The organism is Streptomyces sp. NPDC021224 (genome assembly GCF_044332905.1).
Lineage (GTDB): Bacteria > Actinomycetota > Actinomycetes > Streptomycetales > Streptomycetaceae > Actinacidiphila.
Genome location: NZ_JBIRPW010000002.1, coordinates 203,217 through 218,815, shown reverse-complemented (window position 1 = coordinate 218,815; position 15,599 = coordinate 203,217). Strand labels below are relative to the sequence as shown.

Annotated in this window: 12 protein-coding genes; 9 read left to right on the top strand and 3 right to left on the bottom strand. The window is 74.1% G+C overall.

What is annotated here, in order from left to right:
* Nucleotides 1-116: 116 nt before the first annotated feature.
* Entirely contained in the window at nt 117-671 is a 555-nt protein-coding gene (locus ACH4PY_RS06020) for a hypothetical protein (RefSeq protein WP_398176418.1), read from the bottom strand.
* Between the two features lie 570 nt (nt 672-1,241).
* On the opposite strand from ACH4PY_RS06020, the gene ACH4PY_RS06015 reads away from it, so the two are divergent.
* The 7 genes from ACH4PY_RS06015 (at nt 1,242) to ACH4PY_RS05985 (ending at nt 11,863) form a co-directional block, all read left to right on the top strand.
* Nucleotides 1,242-2,546, top strand: a complete 1,305-nt coding sequence (locus ACH4PY_RS06015; protein WP_398176416.1) for an extracellular solute-binding protein — start codon at nt 1,242-1,244, stop codon at nt 2,544-2,546.
* 223 nt (nt 2,547-2,769) lie between these two features.
* Nucleotides 2,770-4,776, top strand: a complete 2,007-nt coding sequence (locus ACH4PY_RS06010) for an ATP-binding protein (RefSeq protein WP_398176414.1) — start codon at nt 2,770-2,772, stop codon at nt 4,774-4,776.
* Nucleotides 4,777-4,781: 5 nt separating this feature from the next.
* Entirely contained in the window at nt 4,782-6,359 is a 1,578-nt protein-coding gene (locus tag ACH4PY_RS06005; RefSeq protein ID WP_398176412.1) for an ABC transporter substrate-binding protein, read from the top strand.
* 137 nt (nt 6,360-6,496) lie between these two features.
* Nucleotides 6,497-8,707: a DUF4139 domain-containing protein gene (locus ACH4PY_RS06000; RefSeq protein WP_398176410.1), complete on the top strand. Its 2,211-nt coding sequence runs from the start codon at nt 6,497-6,499 to the stop codon at nt 8,705-8,707.
* A gap of 2 nt (nt 8,708-8,709) precedes the next feature.
* A complete protein-coding gene (locus tag ACH4PY_RS05995) occupies nt 8,710-10,347 on the top strand; it encodes a mucoidy inhibitor MuiA family protein (protein WP_398176408.1) in 1,638 nt (545 codons plus the stop codon).
* Nucleotides 10,348-10,467: 120 nt separating this feature from the next.
* Complete coding sequence (locus ACH4PY_RS05990; protein WP_324607789.1) at nt 10,468-10,533, top strand: putative leader peptide; 66 nt, start codon at nt 10,468-10,470, stop codon at nt 10,531-10,533.
* Nucleotides 10,534-10,768: 235 nt separating this feature from the next.
* A complete protein-coding gene (locus tag ACH4PY_RS05985; protein ID WP_398176406.1) occupies nt 10,769-11,863 on the top strand; it encodes an LLM class flavin-dependent oxidoreductase in 1,095 nt (364 codons plus the stop codon).
* Nucleotides 11,864-11,929: 66 nt separating this feature from the next.
* Here the strand turns inward: ACH4PY_RS05985 and ACH4PY_RS05980 are convergent, their stop codons facing one another.
* Nucleotides 11,930-13,156 (bottom strand): arylsulfotransferase family protein, encoded by a 1,227-nt coding sequence (locus tag ACH4PY_RS05980; protein WP_398176404.1) that lies wholly within the window; start codon nt 13,154-13,156, stop codon nt 11,930-11,932.
* Between the two features lie 412 nt (nt 13,157-13,568).
* On the bottom strand, nt 13,569-14,345 hold the full coding sequence (locus ACH4PY_RS05975; RefSeq protein WP_398176402.1) for an SDR family oxidoreductase: 777 nt from the start codon (nt 14,343-14,345) through the stop codon (nt 13,569-13,571).
* A gap of 119 nt (nt 14,346-14,464) precedes the next feature.
* Here ACH4PY_RS05975 and ACH4PY_RS05970 point away from each other — a divergent pair, with 119 nt between their 5' ends.
* Together ACH4PY_RS05970 and ACH4PY_RS05965 are read left to right on the top strand one after the other, a co-directional pair.
* Nucleotides 14,465-15,178, top strand: coding sequence for a TetR-like C-terminal domain-containing protein (locus ACH4PY_RS05970; protein ID WP_398176400.1), 714 nt, complete (start codon nt 14,465-14,467; stop codon nt 15,176-15,178).
* Between the two features lie 95 nt (nt 15,179-15,273).
* Nucleotides 15,274-15,522 carry a hypothetical protein gene (locus ACH4PY_RS05965; protein ID WP_398176398.1) on the top strand — a complete coding sequence of 83 codons (249 nt, stop codon included), beginning with the start codon at nt 15,274-15,276 and terminating at the stop codon, nt 15,520-15,522.
* Nucleotides 15,523-15,599 lie beyond the last annotated feature (77 nt).

Sequence of the window (15,599 nt, the reverse complement as noted above, 5' to 3'; positions counted from 1 at the left end):
GCACATCTGCCGCGTTGTCGTCGGTCGACAACGCTCCGCGTTGCCTCCCTCCTCCGCCTTGCAGCTGCACGCGCCGGACCCCGCTCCTTCCTCCACGGAGATCCACACGACAGGCCCTAGGCGAGCGGGATCTGCGCGACGAGCGGGGACGGGTCGCCGGGCGCGCGGCGGGCGGCCTCCTGGAGGGCGGGGAGGGCGCGGTCGAGCTGGACGGCGAAGTTCTCGAACTGCTCGCGGGAGGTGTTCTTCGCGAAGCCGTCGCCGCGCGCCGCCCATGCCTTGTGGATGAGGGAGCTGCCGCGTACCAGGGCCGCGCCCGCGTCGTCGGGGCGGGCGGTGAGCCACGCGGTGAGCCAGGCACCGCCCCGCGCGGCCTCCTCGCCGAGCACGCCCGCGCGGCGGCCGCGCTCGTCCCAGGAGGTGTCGGTGCCGGGGGCGCCGCTGCCGTCTGCGTGCGCGAGGAAGTCCGCGGCGTGCTGCCAGTCACCGGCGCGGACGGCCTTGAGGGCGGCGTCGCCCGCCGGGTCGGGGGCGGCCCGTTCGGGGTCGGTCCGCCGGGCGGGCGTGAGGCCGAACTTCCGGGCGGGGTCGCGGGAGACGGGGATCTTGTGGCGGTTGCGCAGGAGCACGGAGAGGACGACGACGGTGACGAGCGGGGTGAAGGGGAGCATCGGGACCTTCGGGTGGGCCTGGTGGCGGCGCGCTGCCGCGCACGGGCGGAACCGGTGACAAGGGGAGGGAATCGGCGGTAAACGGCGGTCATGGGCGGACACCGGGGGAAATCACCGCAGAAGCGTCGGCCGATCCGAACATCCGTCCCCCGGCGGAGCGGCATCGTATCCGACCCGGGAAGCGGAAGAACAGCAGGTCGCGGCCTTTTCGAGGAGTTGGACGAAGGGTTGCGCCGCCCCGCCCGCCGAAGCCCCGGAGAGGGCCCGTACGATGGCGCGCAGGAGCCGAAAGTTTCGAGACGTTTCCGTAGTGCGGCCGTTCACGGCGGCACACCGCGGGCGCCCCGTACGCCTCATGCGCATCTCGACCCAACTGACGCCGCCGCGTGCCCGACCGGTCTCGCGACGTGGTCGCGGAACGGGATACCGCGGGGCAATGCGGCGGCGGTTTTACCCCCACGGCCATTGACTGCACGTCACCGAAATCGTACGTTCCTCGGCACGTAAACTTTCGCTAGTTTCCCCGATCGGGTCGGAAAAGTCCGGGTCCCGAAGGAGTGTGTACGCACCATGAAGCGCCTCGTGTCCCTGCGGGCGACGGCCGCGGTGGCCACCGTGACCGTGCTCGCCCTGACCGCGTCCGCGTGCGGCGGTATCGGCAACGGTGCCTCGGGGACCGACAGCCCGGTGACCGTGTGGACGCTGTCGAACGACGCGCTCAACCCGCTCCAGAGGCAGTCGATCACGTCCTACAACACCTCGCAGAAGGCGAAGGTCAGCCTCAAGACCTTCGAGAACGACCCGTACAAGGAAAAGCTCAAGGCCTCGCTCGGCTCGTCCGGCTCCCCCGACATCTTCCTCAACTGGGGCGGCGGCAACCTGAGCCAGTACGTCAAGCAGGGCCATGTCGCCGACCTGACGGGCATGCTGAGCACCGACTTCAAGAACGAGTTCCTGCCCAGCGTGCTGGCCGGCGGAACGGTCGACGGCAAGGTCTACGCCGTGCCGATGGAGGGTGTGCAGCCCGTCGCGCTCTTCTACAACAAGGACGTCTTCAAGGACGCCGGCATCGACGCGCCGCCGGCCACCTGGAAGGACCTCCTCAAGGACGTCGACAAGATCAAGGCGCAGGGCGTCACCCCGATCGCGCTGGCCGGTTCGCAGGCCTGGACCGAACTGATGTGGCTGGAATACCTGCTGGACCGCGTCGGCGGCCCGCAGTCCTTCGCCGCCATCGAGTCGGGCAAGGCGGGCGCGTGGGACGACCCGGCGGTCGAGACGTCCCTCGGCATGATCCGCGACCTGGTCGACCGGGGCGCCTTCGGCACGAAGTACGGCAAGGTCAACCAGGACGCGGGCGGCACCAACGCGCTGGTCTCGCAGGGCAAGGCCGGCATGCTGCTGATGGGCTCGTGGGAATACGCCGACATGCTCGCCGCCGCCCCGAAGTTCGTGAACGCGGGCAAGCTCGGATTCGCGCCCTTCCCGACCGTCGCGGGCGGTGTCGGCGACCCGAAGAACGTCGTCGGCAACCCGTCCAACTACTTCTCGGTGACGGACAGCTCGAAGAACAAGTCGGGTGCGGTCGATTTCATGACCAAGACCCTCGACCAGCCGTCCTACATCGCCGACCTGCTCTCCATCGGCCACGTCCCCGCCATCGCCGGTATCAAGGGCCAGCTGATGGGCGCGCTCAACCCCGAATACACCGGATTCATCTACGACATGGTCGCCGACGCCCCGACCTTCACCCAGTCCTGGGACCAGGCGCTCGATCCGGACACCTCGGTGCTGATGCTGGCCAATCTGCAGAAGGTCTTCAACAAGCAGATGACGCCCAAGGAATTCGTGCAGTCGATGGACTCCGCCCGCTGAGTTCCCCTGCGCCCGCTCCCCGCCCCCTTTCCGTCTCCTTCGCGTCCGGTTTCCGCCGGGCCCGCCCGCGAGGTTCGCCGTTTCCGGGACCGGCCCCCGCGGGCCGGTCTACGATCCCCCTTCCGAGCGGTGCCCCGGCGGACGGGCCCGCGGGGAGGACGACGGGGGTCGTGGACAGGTGGCAGAAGGCGGCGGGCTGAGGCTGCACGGGCGGGAAAGAGTCGTGGGTTACGTCCGCGGCGCGCTCGTACGCCGCGGTGTGCCCGCCGAGCCGAGCCCGGTCGTGCTGCTCGCCGGGCCGCGCGGCTCGGGCGGCACCGTGCTGCTGGACGCGATGTGGCAGGAGTTCGCCGACGACTGCCTGAGCGTGCGGCTCGACCTGCGCTCCGCACAGGGCGTCGAGGACATCGCGCTGGCGGCCGTCCGAGGGCTGGGCCGCCGCATCCCCGGCATCCGGCCGGTCGACTTCCCGCGCACCGCGATGCTGCTCAAGGCGCTCAGCTTCGTCGACACCGGCGGCGGCCGCACCGCCTTCGAGGCCTACTTACGGGCCCGGGCGCAGGACGCCGCCGTGCAGTCCGCGCTCACCGACTGGAGCAACCGGGCCGCCCCGCTGCTCAGCCCCGAGCACCGCGGCCTGCTGGACGTCCTGACCGGCCTGCTGGGCGCCCTGCACTCCGCCGTCGGCCGGCACAAGGACACCCGGGCACTGCGCTGGCTCGCCGAACGCGGCGGCGGCGGGCGCGAGTACGACTCGCTGTGGGAGCTCTACCGGCGCCACCAGGCGCAGGACGACCCGACCGGCACCCCGCGGGTCGTCGCCCGCACCCTGTGCGCGGCCTTCCTCGCGGACCTGCGGCACGACTTCAACGACTCCTGGCCGCGGCTGCAACGCCCCCGCAACTGCCTGCTGCTACTGGACAACGCGGGCGGCCGCACCGCCGACCTCTTCCTCGAACTCCTCGCCGAGTGCCGCCGCGAGGACGCCGCCCGCGACGAACGCCCCGACCCCGCCGTGGTGGTGGCCGTGCAGCGCGGCCGGGTCCGCCCCGAGGCCGCCCGGCTGCTCGACCCGACCGACCCCGCCCTCGCCTTCGGCACCCGCCACCCGTACGCCCCCGGCGCCGCCGGGCACCCGGTGTGGTGGTACCCCGTCGCCCTCGCCGACCTCACCGGCGAGCAGGTGCTCGCGCTGTGCACCAGCAGCGTGCTGGGCCGCCACAACCGCGACGCCGACTTCCTGCACGCCCTCGCCGGCGGCCACCCCGAGGCCACCGACCGGCTCGCCCACCTGCTCGCCCGCTTCGGCCGCACACCCCCCGCCGACCCGCGCCGGGCCCCCGCCGAACTGCCCGAGCCCTTCGACCCGCGGCGGCTGCTCGGCGCGCGGCTCACCGACGACACCCGCCCGCTGCCCGCGTCCTGGCCCGCGCCGCCGCGCCCGGACACCACCGTCGAGGACTACCTGCTGCGCCGGGCGCTGGCCGACCACCTCACCGTCGCCGCCGACGGCACCCTGCGCCCCGCCGACAACACGCTCCTCAACGTCATGGCGGTGCTCGCCGCGACCCCCGGGCTGCGCCGCGGCGCCTGCAACGCCACGCTGCACTACCTGGACTGGACCGACACCGACGCCGACACCGCCCAGCTCGCCCTGACCGCCGGGATGTGGCTGGAGGAGACCGCCGACGGCGAGGCGCTGCGGCTGCACCCGCTGGCCGCGCTGCTGCTGCGCCGCTGGCTCGCCCGCGACCCGGCCGTCTGGCGCGGTACGCACACGGGTTACGCCGCCCACTACTCCGGGCGGGCCGACGCGCCGCTGCGCCACCACCACACCCTGGCCCAGGTCGAACCCGCGCGCCGCGAACCGCTCGGCGCCGTCGCCGCCTACCTGGACGAGGAGTTCGACCGGGCCGCGAGCGCCGCCGACTGGCTCGACGTGCTGGAGCGCGTCACGTCCGCCCCCAACCGCCTTGCCACGCCGCTGGATCCGCGCACCTTCGTCACCTCGCTCGCCGGTCCCGCCGAGGCCCGCAACCGGCGCCGCGCGGTCACCCGCCTCGCGGTGGCCCGCTGGCTGCACGCCGACCGGACCTTCGACCCGGCCCACCAGCTCGCCCACACCGTCGCGGGCGAGTACGAGCACCTGGCCGACATCACCGACGACAACGAGGAGCTGTACCGGCAGGCCGGCAAGTTCCGCCGGATCGAGAACTCCTGGAAGGACTGAAGGACGTGCCTCGCCCGATCGCGTTCGTCCGCCGTTACCTCGCGCATCTGCCGGTCGCCGCACGGCGCTTCCTCGCCGTGCTGAGCGTCCTCGCGCTCGCGGCCGTCGCGTACGGCGTGTACGTGCCCGTCGACCACCTGCTCAACAAGCCCTGCATGCGCAAGGGCGCCACCGCCGTGACGCACCACGGCTCGGGCGGCGAGTGCGTCGGCGTCACCGACGGCGCCTACGTCTTCGACCCGTCGCTGAAGGCCGCCGAGGACGCCATTCGCAAGGAGAACGAGCGGGTGCGGAAGGCCTATCCGACGAGTTACGTGAGCGTGGTGCTGCTGCTGCCGATATCGGCCGACAAGGGCAGCATCCTGTCGATGCCCAACGCCGTGGAGCAGCTCCAGGGCGCCTACACCGCGCAGTTCTACGCCAACCGCAACAACGTGGAGGGCAACAGCCCCTACGTCCAGCTGCTCATCGGCAGCGACGGCTACCAGGCCAACGCCTGGCAGCCCGCGGTCGCGGAGATCGAGAAGGACCGCGGCCGGCACATCGCCGCCGTCACCGGCTTCGGCCTGAGCCTGGCCGGGACGGAGAGCGCGATCCGCGACCTGACCGCGCACGACATCGCGTCCTTCGGCGCGACGCTCACCTCGGACGCCTACTCGAACATCAAGGGCTTCGTGCGGGTCTCGCCGAGCAACGTCGACAACATGGCGGCCGCGCTGTCGTACGTGCAGAAGGACTTCACCCGGGCCGTGCTCGTCGAGGACGGCAACGCCGACGACAGCTACGACGTCACGCTCGTCACCGGCTTCAAGAAGTTCTCGGCCATCAAGGGCCACCGCATCGTCGGGGTCGAGCCGTACGACACCACCGAGCGCGACCGCGACGGGCAGTCCGCGGAGGAGCGGCGCCGCCACCAGGGCGAAGTCGCCACCCGTATCAGCCAGATGACCACCAACATCTGCGCCGCGCAGCCCGCGGTGGTGCTCTTCGCGGGGCGCGGGCAGGACCTCGGCGTGCTCGTGCACGCCTTCTCCGACACCTGCCTGGACAAGAAGATCAGGATCGTCAGCGGCGACGACACCACCAACCTGCCCGACAGCCCGCAACTGCGGGCCGACCTCGCCTCCGGCCACGTCACCGTCGACTACGCCGGGGTCGCCCACCCGGGCGAGTGGGCCGCCGACGCCGGGCACGACCCCGGCCACGAGCGGGAGCAGGCCACCGGCGCGCGCGGCTACGCACGCTTCCAGCGCACCTACCAGCAGCTCTTCCCCAAGGGCTACCTCGGCGACGGCAACGCGATGATGGCCCACGACGCGACGCTCACCGCGACCGCCGCGATTCGCCTCACCCAGCAGACGCAGCCGCTGCCCGACGCGGTGCTCAACGAACTGGGCGCCCTCCAGGGCGAGTACGCCGTCGAAGGGGCCAGCGGGCCGATCCAGTTCACCGCCAACTACCAGACCAGCCGGACCGGTTCGAACCCGGTGGGCAAGCCCATCCCGATCATCCGGCTCACCGCGCAGGGCACCCCGCGGGTGCTGACCGTCAAGTGGCCCGGGCAGGCACCGCCGGTGGGCTGAGCCGTGCGGCCGCCGTTCCGCTGCTGCGGCGCGGCGGCGTCGGCTAGGGTACGGCCGGGGGCACACCCGAGAGCGGGAGTCGGCCCGGACCCGACCCGGTGGCACCGGGCGGCGCACCGGCCGGAAGGGGAGGCACGGTGGGCGCCGGCACGCGCGAGTGGCAGGCGGACGGACCCGCGGTCCCGTCCGCCCTCACATCGGTCGTGGTGTACGCGGCGGGCGCCGTCTGCACGCGCCGCGCCCGTCTCACGCTGCCGCCCGGCGACGGACCCGTGACCGTACGCGTCACCGGCTTCTCCCCCGCCCTGCTGGAGCAGTCCCTGCGGTGCCGCGTCAGTGCGGACGAGGAGATACGCGTCGCCGACATCCGCGTCGGCCACGGCGCGACGCTGCGCCGCGGCGACGAACTCCCCCGGCTGCGGCTGGACCTGGAGGACGCGGAGGACCGGCAGAGCAGGCTGCGGGAGCGCACCGCGCGCCTGCGGACCGAGATCGCCGAGACCGCCGCGCTGCGCGCCGAGCCCCCGGCCCCGCGCCGCGGCGACCCGCCCCGCTGGGCCCCCGTCGAGTCCATCCTCGCCCTCGCGAGCTTCGTCGACGCCCGCCTCACCACCCTCCACCGGCGGCTGCGCGCCGCCGAGCAGGAGGAACGGGACGCCGACCACGCGGTGGACGTCCTCCTGCACCGCCTGGCGGAGACCTCCACCGCCGAGGACCACTCCCGTACCACCCCCACGGCGACGGCGTACGTGACGCTGACCCGGGGCGGCGGCGACGCGGGCCCGTCGTCGGACGACGGCTCCCCCGGTGACGGCACCACGGTCTCTCCCGCGGGCGACGGCGCCGAGCCGGACGCGGGCGGCCCCGGCGACGGGGTGGAGGTCGAGCTGGACGTCGAGTACCAGGTGCCCGGCGCGTGCTGGGTGCCCGTCTACCAGCTGCGGCTGGACGGGCGCAGCGGTGCGGGCGGGCTCGTGCTGCGGGCGATGGTCGCGCAGCGGACCGGCGAGGACTGGACCGGCGTGCGGCTCGCGCTGTCCACCGCGGACCTGCTGCGCCGCACCGACCTGCCCGAGCTGCGCTCGCTGCGGATCGGCCGGCGGCAGGCGCCCCCCGCCGGGCTGAGCTGGCGCGAACCGCCCCCGGGGCTGGGCGAGTTGTTCGCGGGCTACGACGCGGCCCGCCGCCCCCGTACCGCTGGTGCGCCGCCCGCGACGATCGGGGCCGCGGCCGCCGAGGTGGGCGGGTACGGCTACGCGGAGGAGGGGGAGGAGACCGAGGACGACCTCGCCTTCGGCGCGCCGATCGCCGTGTCCGCGGCGCCCCTGCCCCCGCCGCCCCCGCCCGCGCCCGGCGGACCCCCGCGCCCGATGGCCCCGGCGGCGGCGCCCATGGCCCGCTCCCGGGTGAGCCGCGGCTTCGCGCCCGCCGGGGCCGGCGCCGCGGACGGCTACGGGGCCCCGCAGGCGGAGCCCGTAGCGCCGCCGACCGGCCCGGCCGCGCCGGGTGCGGACCTGCTCGACTACGCCCGGCTGACCCTCGCGGGCCCGGAGTCCGCCGAGGAGCAGCGCGGCACGCTCCAGCCGTCGTCCCCCGCGCTCGGCGCGGTCGGCAGCGAGTACCGCGGCCGCGCGGACCGGGTCGCCGGGCTCGCCCGCCCCGCCCACGCGGTGGACGTGCGCACGTCGGCCGGCTCGTTCGACTACCGCTTCGACACCGCCGCGCCCGCCGACGTCGCCGCGGACGGCCGCTGGCACACCGTGCCGGTCAACGAGATCCCGGTGACCGCCGACTTCGTGTACGTGTCGGTGCCGTCCGAGGACCCCGCGGTCTTCAGCACGGTGTGGCTGACGAACACCTCGGCGCACGCGCTGCTCGCCGGCCCGGTGGACGTCCTGGTGGACGGCGACTTCGTGCTGACCGCGCCGCTGCCGACGCTCGCACCGGGGCAGCGGCAGTCGGTGGGGCTGGGCGTCGCGGAGAGCGTGAAGGTCGCGCGCCGCACACACATGCGCGAGTCGACGGCGGGGCTGCGCGGCGGCACGACGGTGCTGGACCACACCGTGGAGATCGACGTCGCCAACCGGCTGCCGTACCCGGTCGCCGTCCGGATACGCGAGCGCGTGCCGGTGTCCGCCGACAAGGACGTGCGGATCGACGAGCACAAGGCCGTCCCGCCGTGGCAGGCGGCCACCGCCCCGGTGGAGGGCCAGGAGGAGAGCTGGGCGGCCGGTGTACGCACCTGGCACGTCGAGCTGGAGCCGGGCGGCACCACGACTCTCAGCGGCGGTTACGCGATACGCCTGCCCGCGGGCAAGGCCGTCGTCGGCGGCAACAGGAGGAACTGACCGTGCACGAGGACCCGTCCCGGCCCGGGACCACGCCCGCCGCATCCGGTCCCGGCATGACCGCGCTGCCGATCACGGCCGTCACGTGCATGGAGGACCGCGCGCAGGTCCAGCGCACCGGACGCGTCGAACTGCCCGCGGGCGTCAGCCGGTTGCGGATCGGCCCGGTCACCCCGCTGACCGTCGACCGCTCGCTGCGCGCCGACGTCACCGCGACCGACGAGGGCGTCGGCGCGCGCGTCGTGGACGCCCGGGTCGTACGCCGCTACGCGCCCCTCCCGCCCGGTGAACCCGGCCCGGACGCCTCCGCGCTGCGCCGCGAGGTGCACGCCCTGGAGGAGGAGCTGGCCGACGCCAAGCTGCTGGGGCAGCGGCTGGAGAGCGCCCTCGCGGTCGTCGCCCAGGCCAGGACGGACCTCTACCGGGACATCACGCAGGGCGCGGGCGGCGGCGACGCCGACCCCGAGCGCTGGGCGGACCGGCTGGACCGCGTCGAGAGCGAGGCCGAGCCACGGCTCGCCGAACTGCACAAGCTGCGCCGCCGCCGGCACGACATCGAGTCCGAACTGCGCGAGGCACGCCTTGCGTTGAGCGTGTACGAGAGCACGCAGGACACCCTCGCGGCGCACCTGGAGCTGGTCGTCGAGGCGGACGCTCCCGGCGCCGCGGAGCTGCGGGTGTCCGCGCTGGTGCCGTGCGCGCTGTGGCGGCCCGGCTACCGGGCGACGCTCACCTCCCAGCCGGGGCCGCAGCCGCACACCGTACGGCTGGAGACCGACGCCTTCGTGTGGCAGGACACCGGCGAGGACTGGTCCGGCGTGCGGCTCACGCTGTCCACCGCGCGCCCCACCCTCGCCGCGAGCCCGCCCGAACTCGCCGACGACGTCCTGACGTTGCGGGACCGCTCGGCCGAGGAGCGGCGCACGGTCGAGGTGGATCTGCGCGAGGAGGAGATCCGCCGGGTCGGCGCCCCCGCCGGGCCCACCGCGCTGCCCGGCCTGAACGACGGCGGCGACGTGCGGGTGCTGCACGCCCCGCACCCGGTGAGCGTCCCGTCCGACGGCCGCCCGCACCGCGTGCACCTGACGTCCTTCACCGCCCCCTGCGAGGTCGAGCACACCTGCGCGCCCGAGCTGTCCCCGCTCGTCGTGACGGTCGCCCGGCTCGTCAACCAGGCCGGGCACGTGCTGCTCGCCGGTCCCGTCGACCTGGTGCGCGGCAGCGGCTTCACGGGCCGCGGCACGCTCGAATTCACCGCCGCGGGCGAGGAGTTCACGATCGCCTTCGGCAGCGAGGACACCTTCCGGGTGGTCCGGCACACCGAGGAGAGCCGCGACACCACGGGCCTGGCCGCGATCAACCAGCGCACCGTGGTGACCCGGCGCGTCCGCCTCTTCGTCTCCCGCCTCGACGCGGCCCCCGGCACCCCCGACCGCACCATCACCCTGCGCGAGCGCGTCCCGGTCTCCGAGGTCTCCGCGGTCGAGGTCGCGCTGCGCTCCGCCGACACCACCCCCGCCCCCGACACCCTCGACGCCGAGGGCGTCGCCCGCTGGACCCTGACCCTCCCGGCGGGCGCCCGGGAGGAGATCGCCCTCGCCTACGACATCACGGCGGCCAGTTCGGTCACCGGGCTGTGAGCGGGACGCGGTGAGCGGGGGTTCCGTCCCGGGCCGGGCGGAGGGGCGGAATCCGGAAAGGCTCGGGGAGCATTGCCAGACATCCGGCCCGTCGATTACATTTCCGGTGTGCACACAGGCATGAGGCTGGTTTCGCGCCGCCACGTCGACCTTCTGCGGTCGGCGAGCGCGCTGTGTCCGCGCTGACGCGCACAGCGCCCCTTCCTCTTTTCCCCGCCACGCGCTGATTCCCGCCACCCGCCGAGCGCGTCGCGTCCTCTCTCCCGCCCACCGGGCCCCACCTGCGTCTTCACCGAGGACGCGGCTTCGGCGTGCCGCCGGATCGACGGCCGGTCCCGCGCTGGGCGCAATTCCCGCACGGCCGAATCCCGGCGGCGTACGCGAATGCCCGCCGCCCTTTTTACGTATCGGAGTCCCGGAAATGGCTCACGAATTCCTCTGGTACATCCCCAACACCGTCGAGCCGGGCCACCGCGGCGACGACACGACGACCGGGTGGGGCACCCTGGACTACTCCACCGAGCTGGCGCTCGCCGCCGAGGCGCACGGGTGGGGCGGCGCGCTGCTCGGCACGGGGTGGGGGCGGCCGGACACCTTCACCGTCGCGACCGCGCTCGCCGCCCGCACCACCACCTTCCAGCCGCTCGTGGCGATCCGGCCCGGCTACTGGCAGCCCGCGCACTTCGCGAGCGCCGCCGCGACCCTGGACCGGCTCAGCGGCGGACGGCTGCTGGTCAACATCGTCAGCGGCCTCGACAACGCGGCGGCGTACGGCGACGGCCAGACCGACCAGGCCCGCCGTTACGACCGCACCCGCGAATTCCTCCAGCTCGTCCGGCGGTTGTGGACGGAGGAGGACGTCACCTTCACCGGCGACTTCTTCCGCGTCGAGGGCTCCACCGTCCGCCCGCGCCCGCACGGCGCCGACCGGGGCCGCACCCCGCGGCTCTACTTCGGCGGAGCCTCCGCCGCCGCCGAACGGGTGTCGGCCGCCGAGGCGGACGTCCAGCTCTTCTGGGGCGAGCCGCTGGACGGTGTCGCCGAACGCATCGCCCGGCTGCGCGAGTTGACGTCCGAGGTGGAACGGCGGCACGCCCCGCTGGAGTTCGGGCTGCGGATCACCACGCTCGTGCGCGACACCTCCGAGGAGGCCTGGCGCGAGGCGGAGGCGAAGGTCGCGGCGATGGCCGAGAAGCAGGGCGACGACGCGACGTTCACCGCCCAGCGCCGCCGCGCGGTCGGCCAGCAGCGCCTGCACGACCTGGCCGAGCGCGGCGAGGTGCTGGACACCTGCCTGTACACCGCCCCGGGCCGCTTCGGCGGCGGCGGCGCGGGCACCACCTGGCTCGTCGGCTCCGCCGACGAGGTCGCCTCGGCCCTGCGCGCCTACGCGGACCTGGGCGTCACGCACTTCGTCCTGTCCGACACCCCCTACCGCTCCGAGATCGCCCGCGTGGGCGACGCCCTGCTGCCCCTGCTCCGGGACCGGCTGCGCGAGCCCGCGCCCGCGGTCTAGGAAGGCGGCGAGGCGCCCGCCCCCGGACGTGCGGTCGGGGGCGGGCGCCGGTGTGTGCCGCGCGGGTCACTTCCAGTCGAAGCGGTACGCCCGGTAGCTGATCACGCCGTTCGGCCACTGGGCGTTGAAGCGCAGGTCGCCGGTGCGGCCGAACTCCGAGACGTACGGCTGGGCGCCCCAGCCGACGAGGCGGCCGCCGGTCGGCAGGGGCTGGGCGTTGCCCTGCGAGGAGGCGACGAGGCCGGAGGGCTGGTCGTCGGAGGCGACGAGCGTGGCGGTGTGCCTGCGGAAGTCGAGCTGGACGGTGACCGCGCGGCTGTAGGGCAGTTCGTCGACCGCGCCCGTGCCGGTGTTGGCGATGCCCGCGGACTCGTTGTCGAAGAAGCTGTAGCGGCCGCCGCCCAGCGGCTCCGGGTCGTGCTGCCAGGCGACGATGGCGTCTTTGGTGTTCAGCACCTGGCCGGGGGCGGCCTTGAGGGCGAAGTCGCTGCTCTTGCCGCCCAGTTGCCACTGCACCGCGCCGGTGCGGCCGGAGATCTCGTACGCGGCCCAGGTGTTGCGGGAGTCGACGATCAGGTTGCCGCCCGTGTCGGGCTTGACGGCGTTGATGTGGAACCAGTCCCACGGGGTGTCGGGGGAGGCGGGCAGCGGCTGGCGGCTCTCGGAGTACGGCACGTGGTCGGCGCTGTTCCACTCGAAGAGCACCTTGCCGGTGCGGATGTCGACCTCCTGCACGACGCCGTCGATGACCTTCTGGTGGTCGGAGCCGCCGAGCGAGGTGAGGTCGGCGGTCGCGACGCCGTAGGCGAGGATCAGCGCGGTGTCGCGCCGTGTGATGAGGAACTCGTGCCCGTCGGCGGAGTAGCCGTTGCCCGTGCGGACCTCGGCGATCTTGCGGTAGTGGTCGTCGTAGACGTAGTCGACGCCCTGCGCGACACCGCCGAGGCCGGTGCCCTGCCACCAGGTAAGGACGGGCTTGCCGTGGTAGGTCTGCTTGCGGAAGTCGGCGGCGGTCTGCCCCGCGGGCACCGCGTGCGACCACACGGTGTGCCGCCCGTCGTGGCTGAGGATCTCCACGCCGCTCGCATATGTGCCGTCGCCTCCGTAGGGGGCCACGAACAGGTCGCCGCTCGCGGTGCCGGGCTTCGCGGTCAGGACGTCGAGCGGTGGCAGCGGCAGCGCGCCCGCCGTCGTACCGGATGCGGCGGCGGCGCCGTTCACCGGCAGCACGGCGGCGAGCGCGGCCAGGGCGGCGGCGGAAACGGCGTGACGGGACCAGGACTTCACGGACATGGGACTCCTCCGGGCATGGCGGATCCGCCGGGCGGCGCGCGCGAGGCGGCGAACACCCGGACGGAAGGGGGGACTTACGCGGTCGACGAATGCGTCGGGACGCGCGCCGTCACCGCACGGCGGCCCGCGGGCGGCCGTGCGTCATCGCAGGGAAGGAGCGGCGTGGTTCAGGCGTCCTCGACGCGAGCGGAAGCGCTCAGCAGGGACGACAGGCAGCAGAGCAGACCCGCATGAGGTCGACGTGACCGCGGGTCGTGAGGGTGCGCAGGTAGGGCCGCTGCATGCCGAGCAAGCTAACTGCTTGTCCTGTACACCGTCAACGCCCGTCCGCATCGTGGCGGCCGGGCGCGCGGGGACGGGCGGGGCACCCGTCCGTGGGGTGCCCCGCCCGTTCGGCAGACCGCGAACGCCCTTATGCGGCGCCGCCGTTGACGTACAGCGTCTGCCCGTTGGTCCAGCGTCCGTGCGGGCCGGCCAGGAAGGACACGGAGTCGGCGATGTCCTCGGGGCTGCCCAGCCGCTGCATCGGGTTGAGGCCCGCGATGTGGTCGACCAGCTCCTGCGGCTTGCCCTCCAGGAAGAGCGGGGTCGCGGTGGGCCCGGGGGCGACGGTGTTGACGGTGACGTCCCGCCCGCGCAGTTCGCGCGCGAGGATCAGCGTCATCGCCTCGACCGCCCCCTTGGCCGCGGCGTAGGCGGCGTATCCGGGCTGCTGGAGCCGCGTCACGGAGGTCGAGAAGTTGACGAGCGCGCCGCCCGCCCGCAGCCGCCGCGCGGCGAGCTGGGAGACGACGAAGGTGCCGCGGATGTTGACCCGGTGCATACGGTCCAGGTCGGCGAGGTCCAGCTCCGCGACGGGCGCGAGGAGCATGACGCCCGCGGTGTTCACGACGACGTCGATCCCGCCCAGCTCCCGCTCGACGCGGTCGAAGACGGCGGCCATCTCCGTCTCGTCGGCGATGTCGGCGGCCAGCGCGAGCGCCTTCCCGCCGCGGCCCGCGGCGGCCGCGGCCTTCTCGACGGCGGCGAGCGCCTCGGCGGCGCGTCGCGTGCCGCCGCCGTAGAGCAGGACGACGGACTGCCCGTCGGCGGCCAGCCGCTCGGCGACGGCCCGGCCGATACCGCCCGAGCCTCCGGTGACGAGCGCGACCCGGCTGCCGGTGGCGTTGCTCTCGGGTGTGGTGGTCATGGCGGTCTCCTCTGGCTCGCACGGTGGTCCACTGCTTTTGTGGACTGTCCGTCCACATCAAGAAATGTAGACTGATCGTCCATATAATGCAACCAGGACCAGCCCCCGGGAGGCCCGCCATGCCCGACCGTCCGCACGACGTCCACCCCGACGACGGCTTGTCCGGCGGCCACCCCGGCGGCCCTTCCGGCGGCCCGTCCGGCGGCCCCTCCGACAGCGCCGCCGACCCGCACGCCGCCGGGCGTCCCGCGCGGCCCGGGCGCGGGCGCCGGCCCGCCGCCGAGGTCCGCGCCGCCGTGCTCACCGCGACGGCCGCGATGCTGCGCGAGAGCGGCCTGCGCGACATCACCTTCGAGAAGGTGGCCGCGCGCGCCGGGGCCAGCAAGATGACGCTGTACAAGTGGTGGCCCTCCCCCGGCGCGCTCGCCCTCGACGCCTATTTCGCCGCGACCGAGGAGACCCTCGCCTTCGCCGACACCGGCGACCTCGCCGCCGACCTCACCGCCCAGCTGCACGCCTTCGTCGACCTGCTCACCCGGGAGGGCAGCGGCCCCGTCATCGCCCAGCTCGTCGGCGCCGCGCAGACCGACCCGGACCTCGCCGCCGCCCTCGACGAGCACTACACGCGGCCGCGCCGCGCCCTCGCCGTCGAGCGGCTGGGCGGCGCCCTGCGGGCCGGGCAGCTGCGGCCCGGCACCGACCTGGAGAGCCTCGTCGACCAGCTGTGGGGCGCCTGCTACCACCGTCTGCTGCTGCCCGCCCGCCCGCTGGACCGCGCCTTCGCCGACACACTCGTCCGCAATCTGCTCGGCGGCGTCGCGAACCCGTGCTGATCCGCCCGCCGATTCGCGTCACCGGCTTGACAGGTGACGCAGGTGGTGGGAACGTGAGGTACGGCACAGCCAGGACCACTGAGCGGAGGCCCGCGATGAGCACGGTGACGAGCACTGCGGTGAGCGTGAAGGTCGTACGGCAGGCCCACGACGGGGAGGGAGCACAGGGGGAGCAGGCCTCGGCGGCGGCCCGGCAGGCGCGGTTCGGCCACCTGCCCGAGCGCGTACGGTTCGCGGACATGGTCCAGGAGCAGGTCGAGCCGCGGGATCCGGCTCGCGACGCGTACAACGCGGCGGGCTCCCTCATCTCCTTCAACTGCCTCGCCCTCGACCTGGGCCTCTGACCCCCGCCGCACACGAAACGGTTCGCCAGTGGCGGGCACCATTCGGCCACCGTGAAACTCTGGCTTCGGCCCCCGGG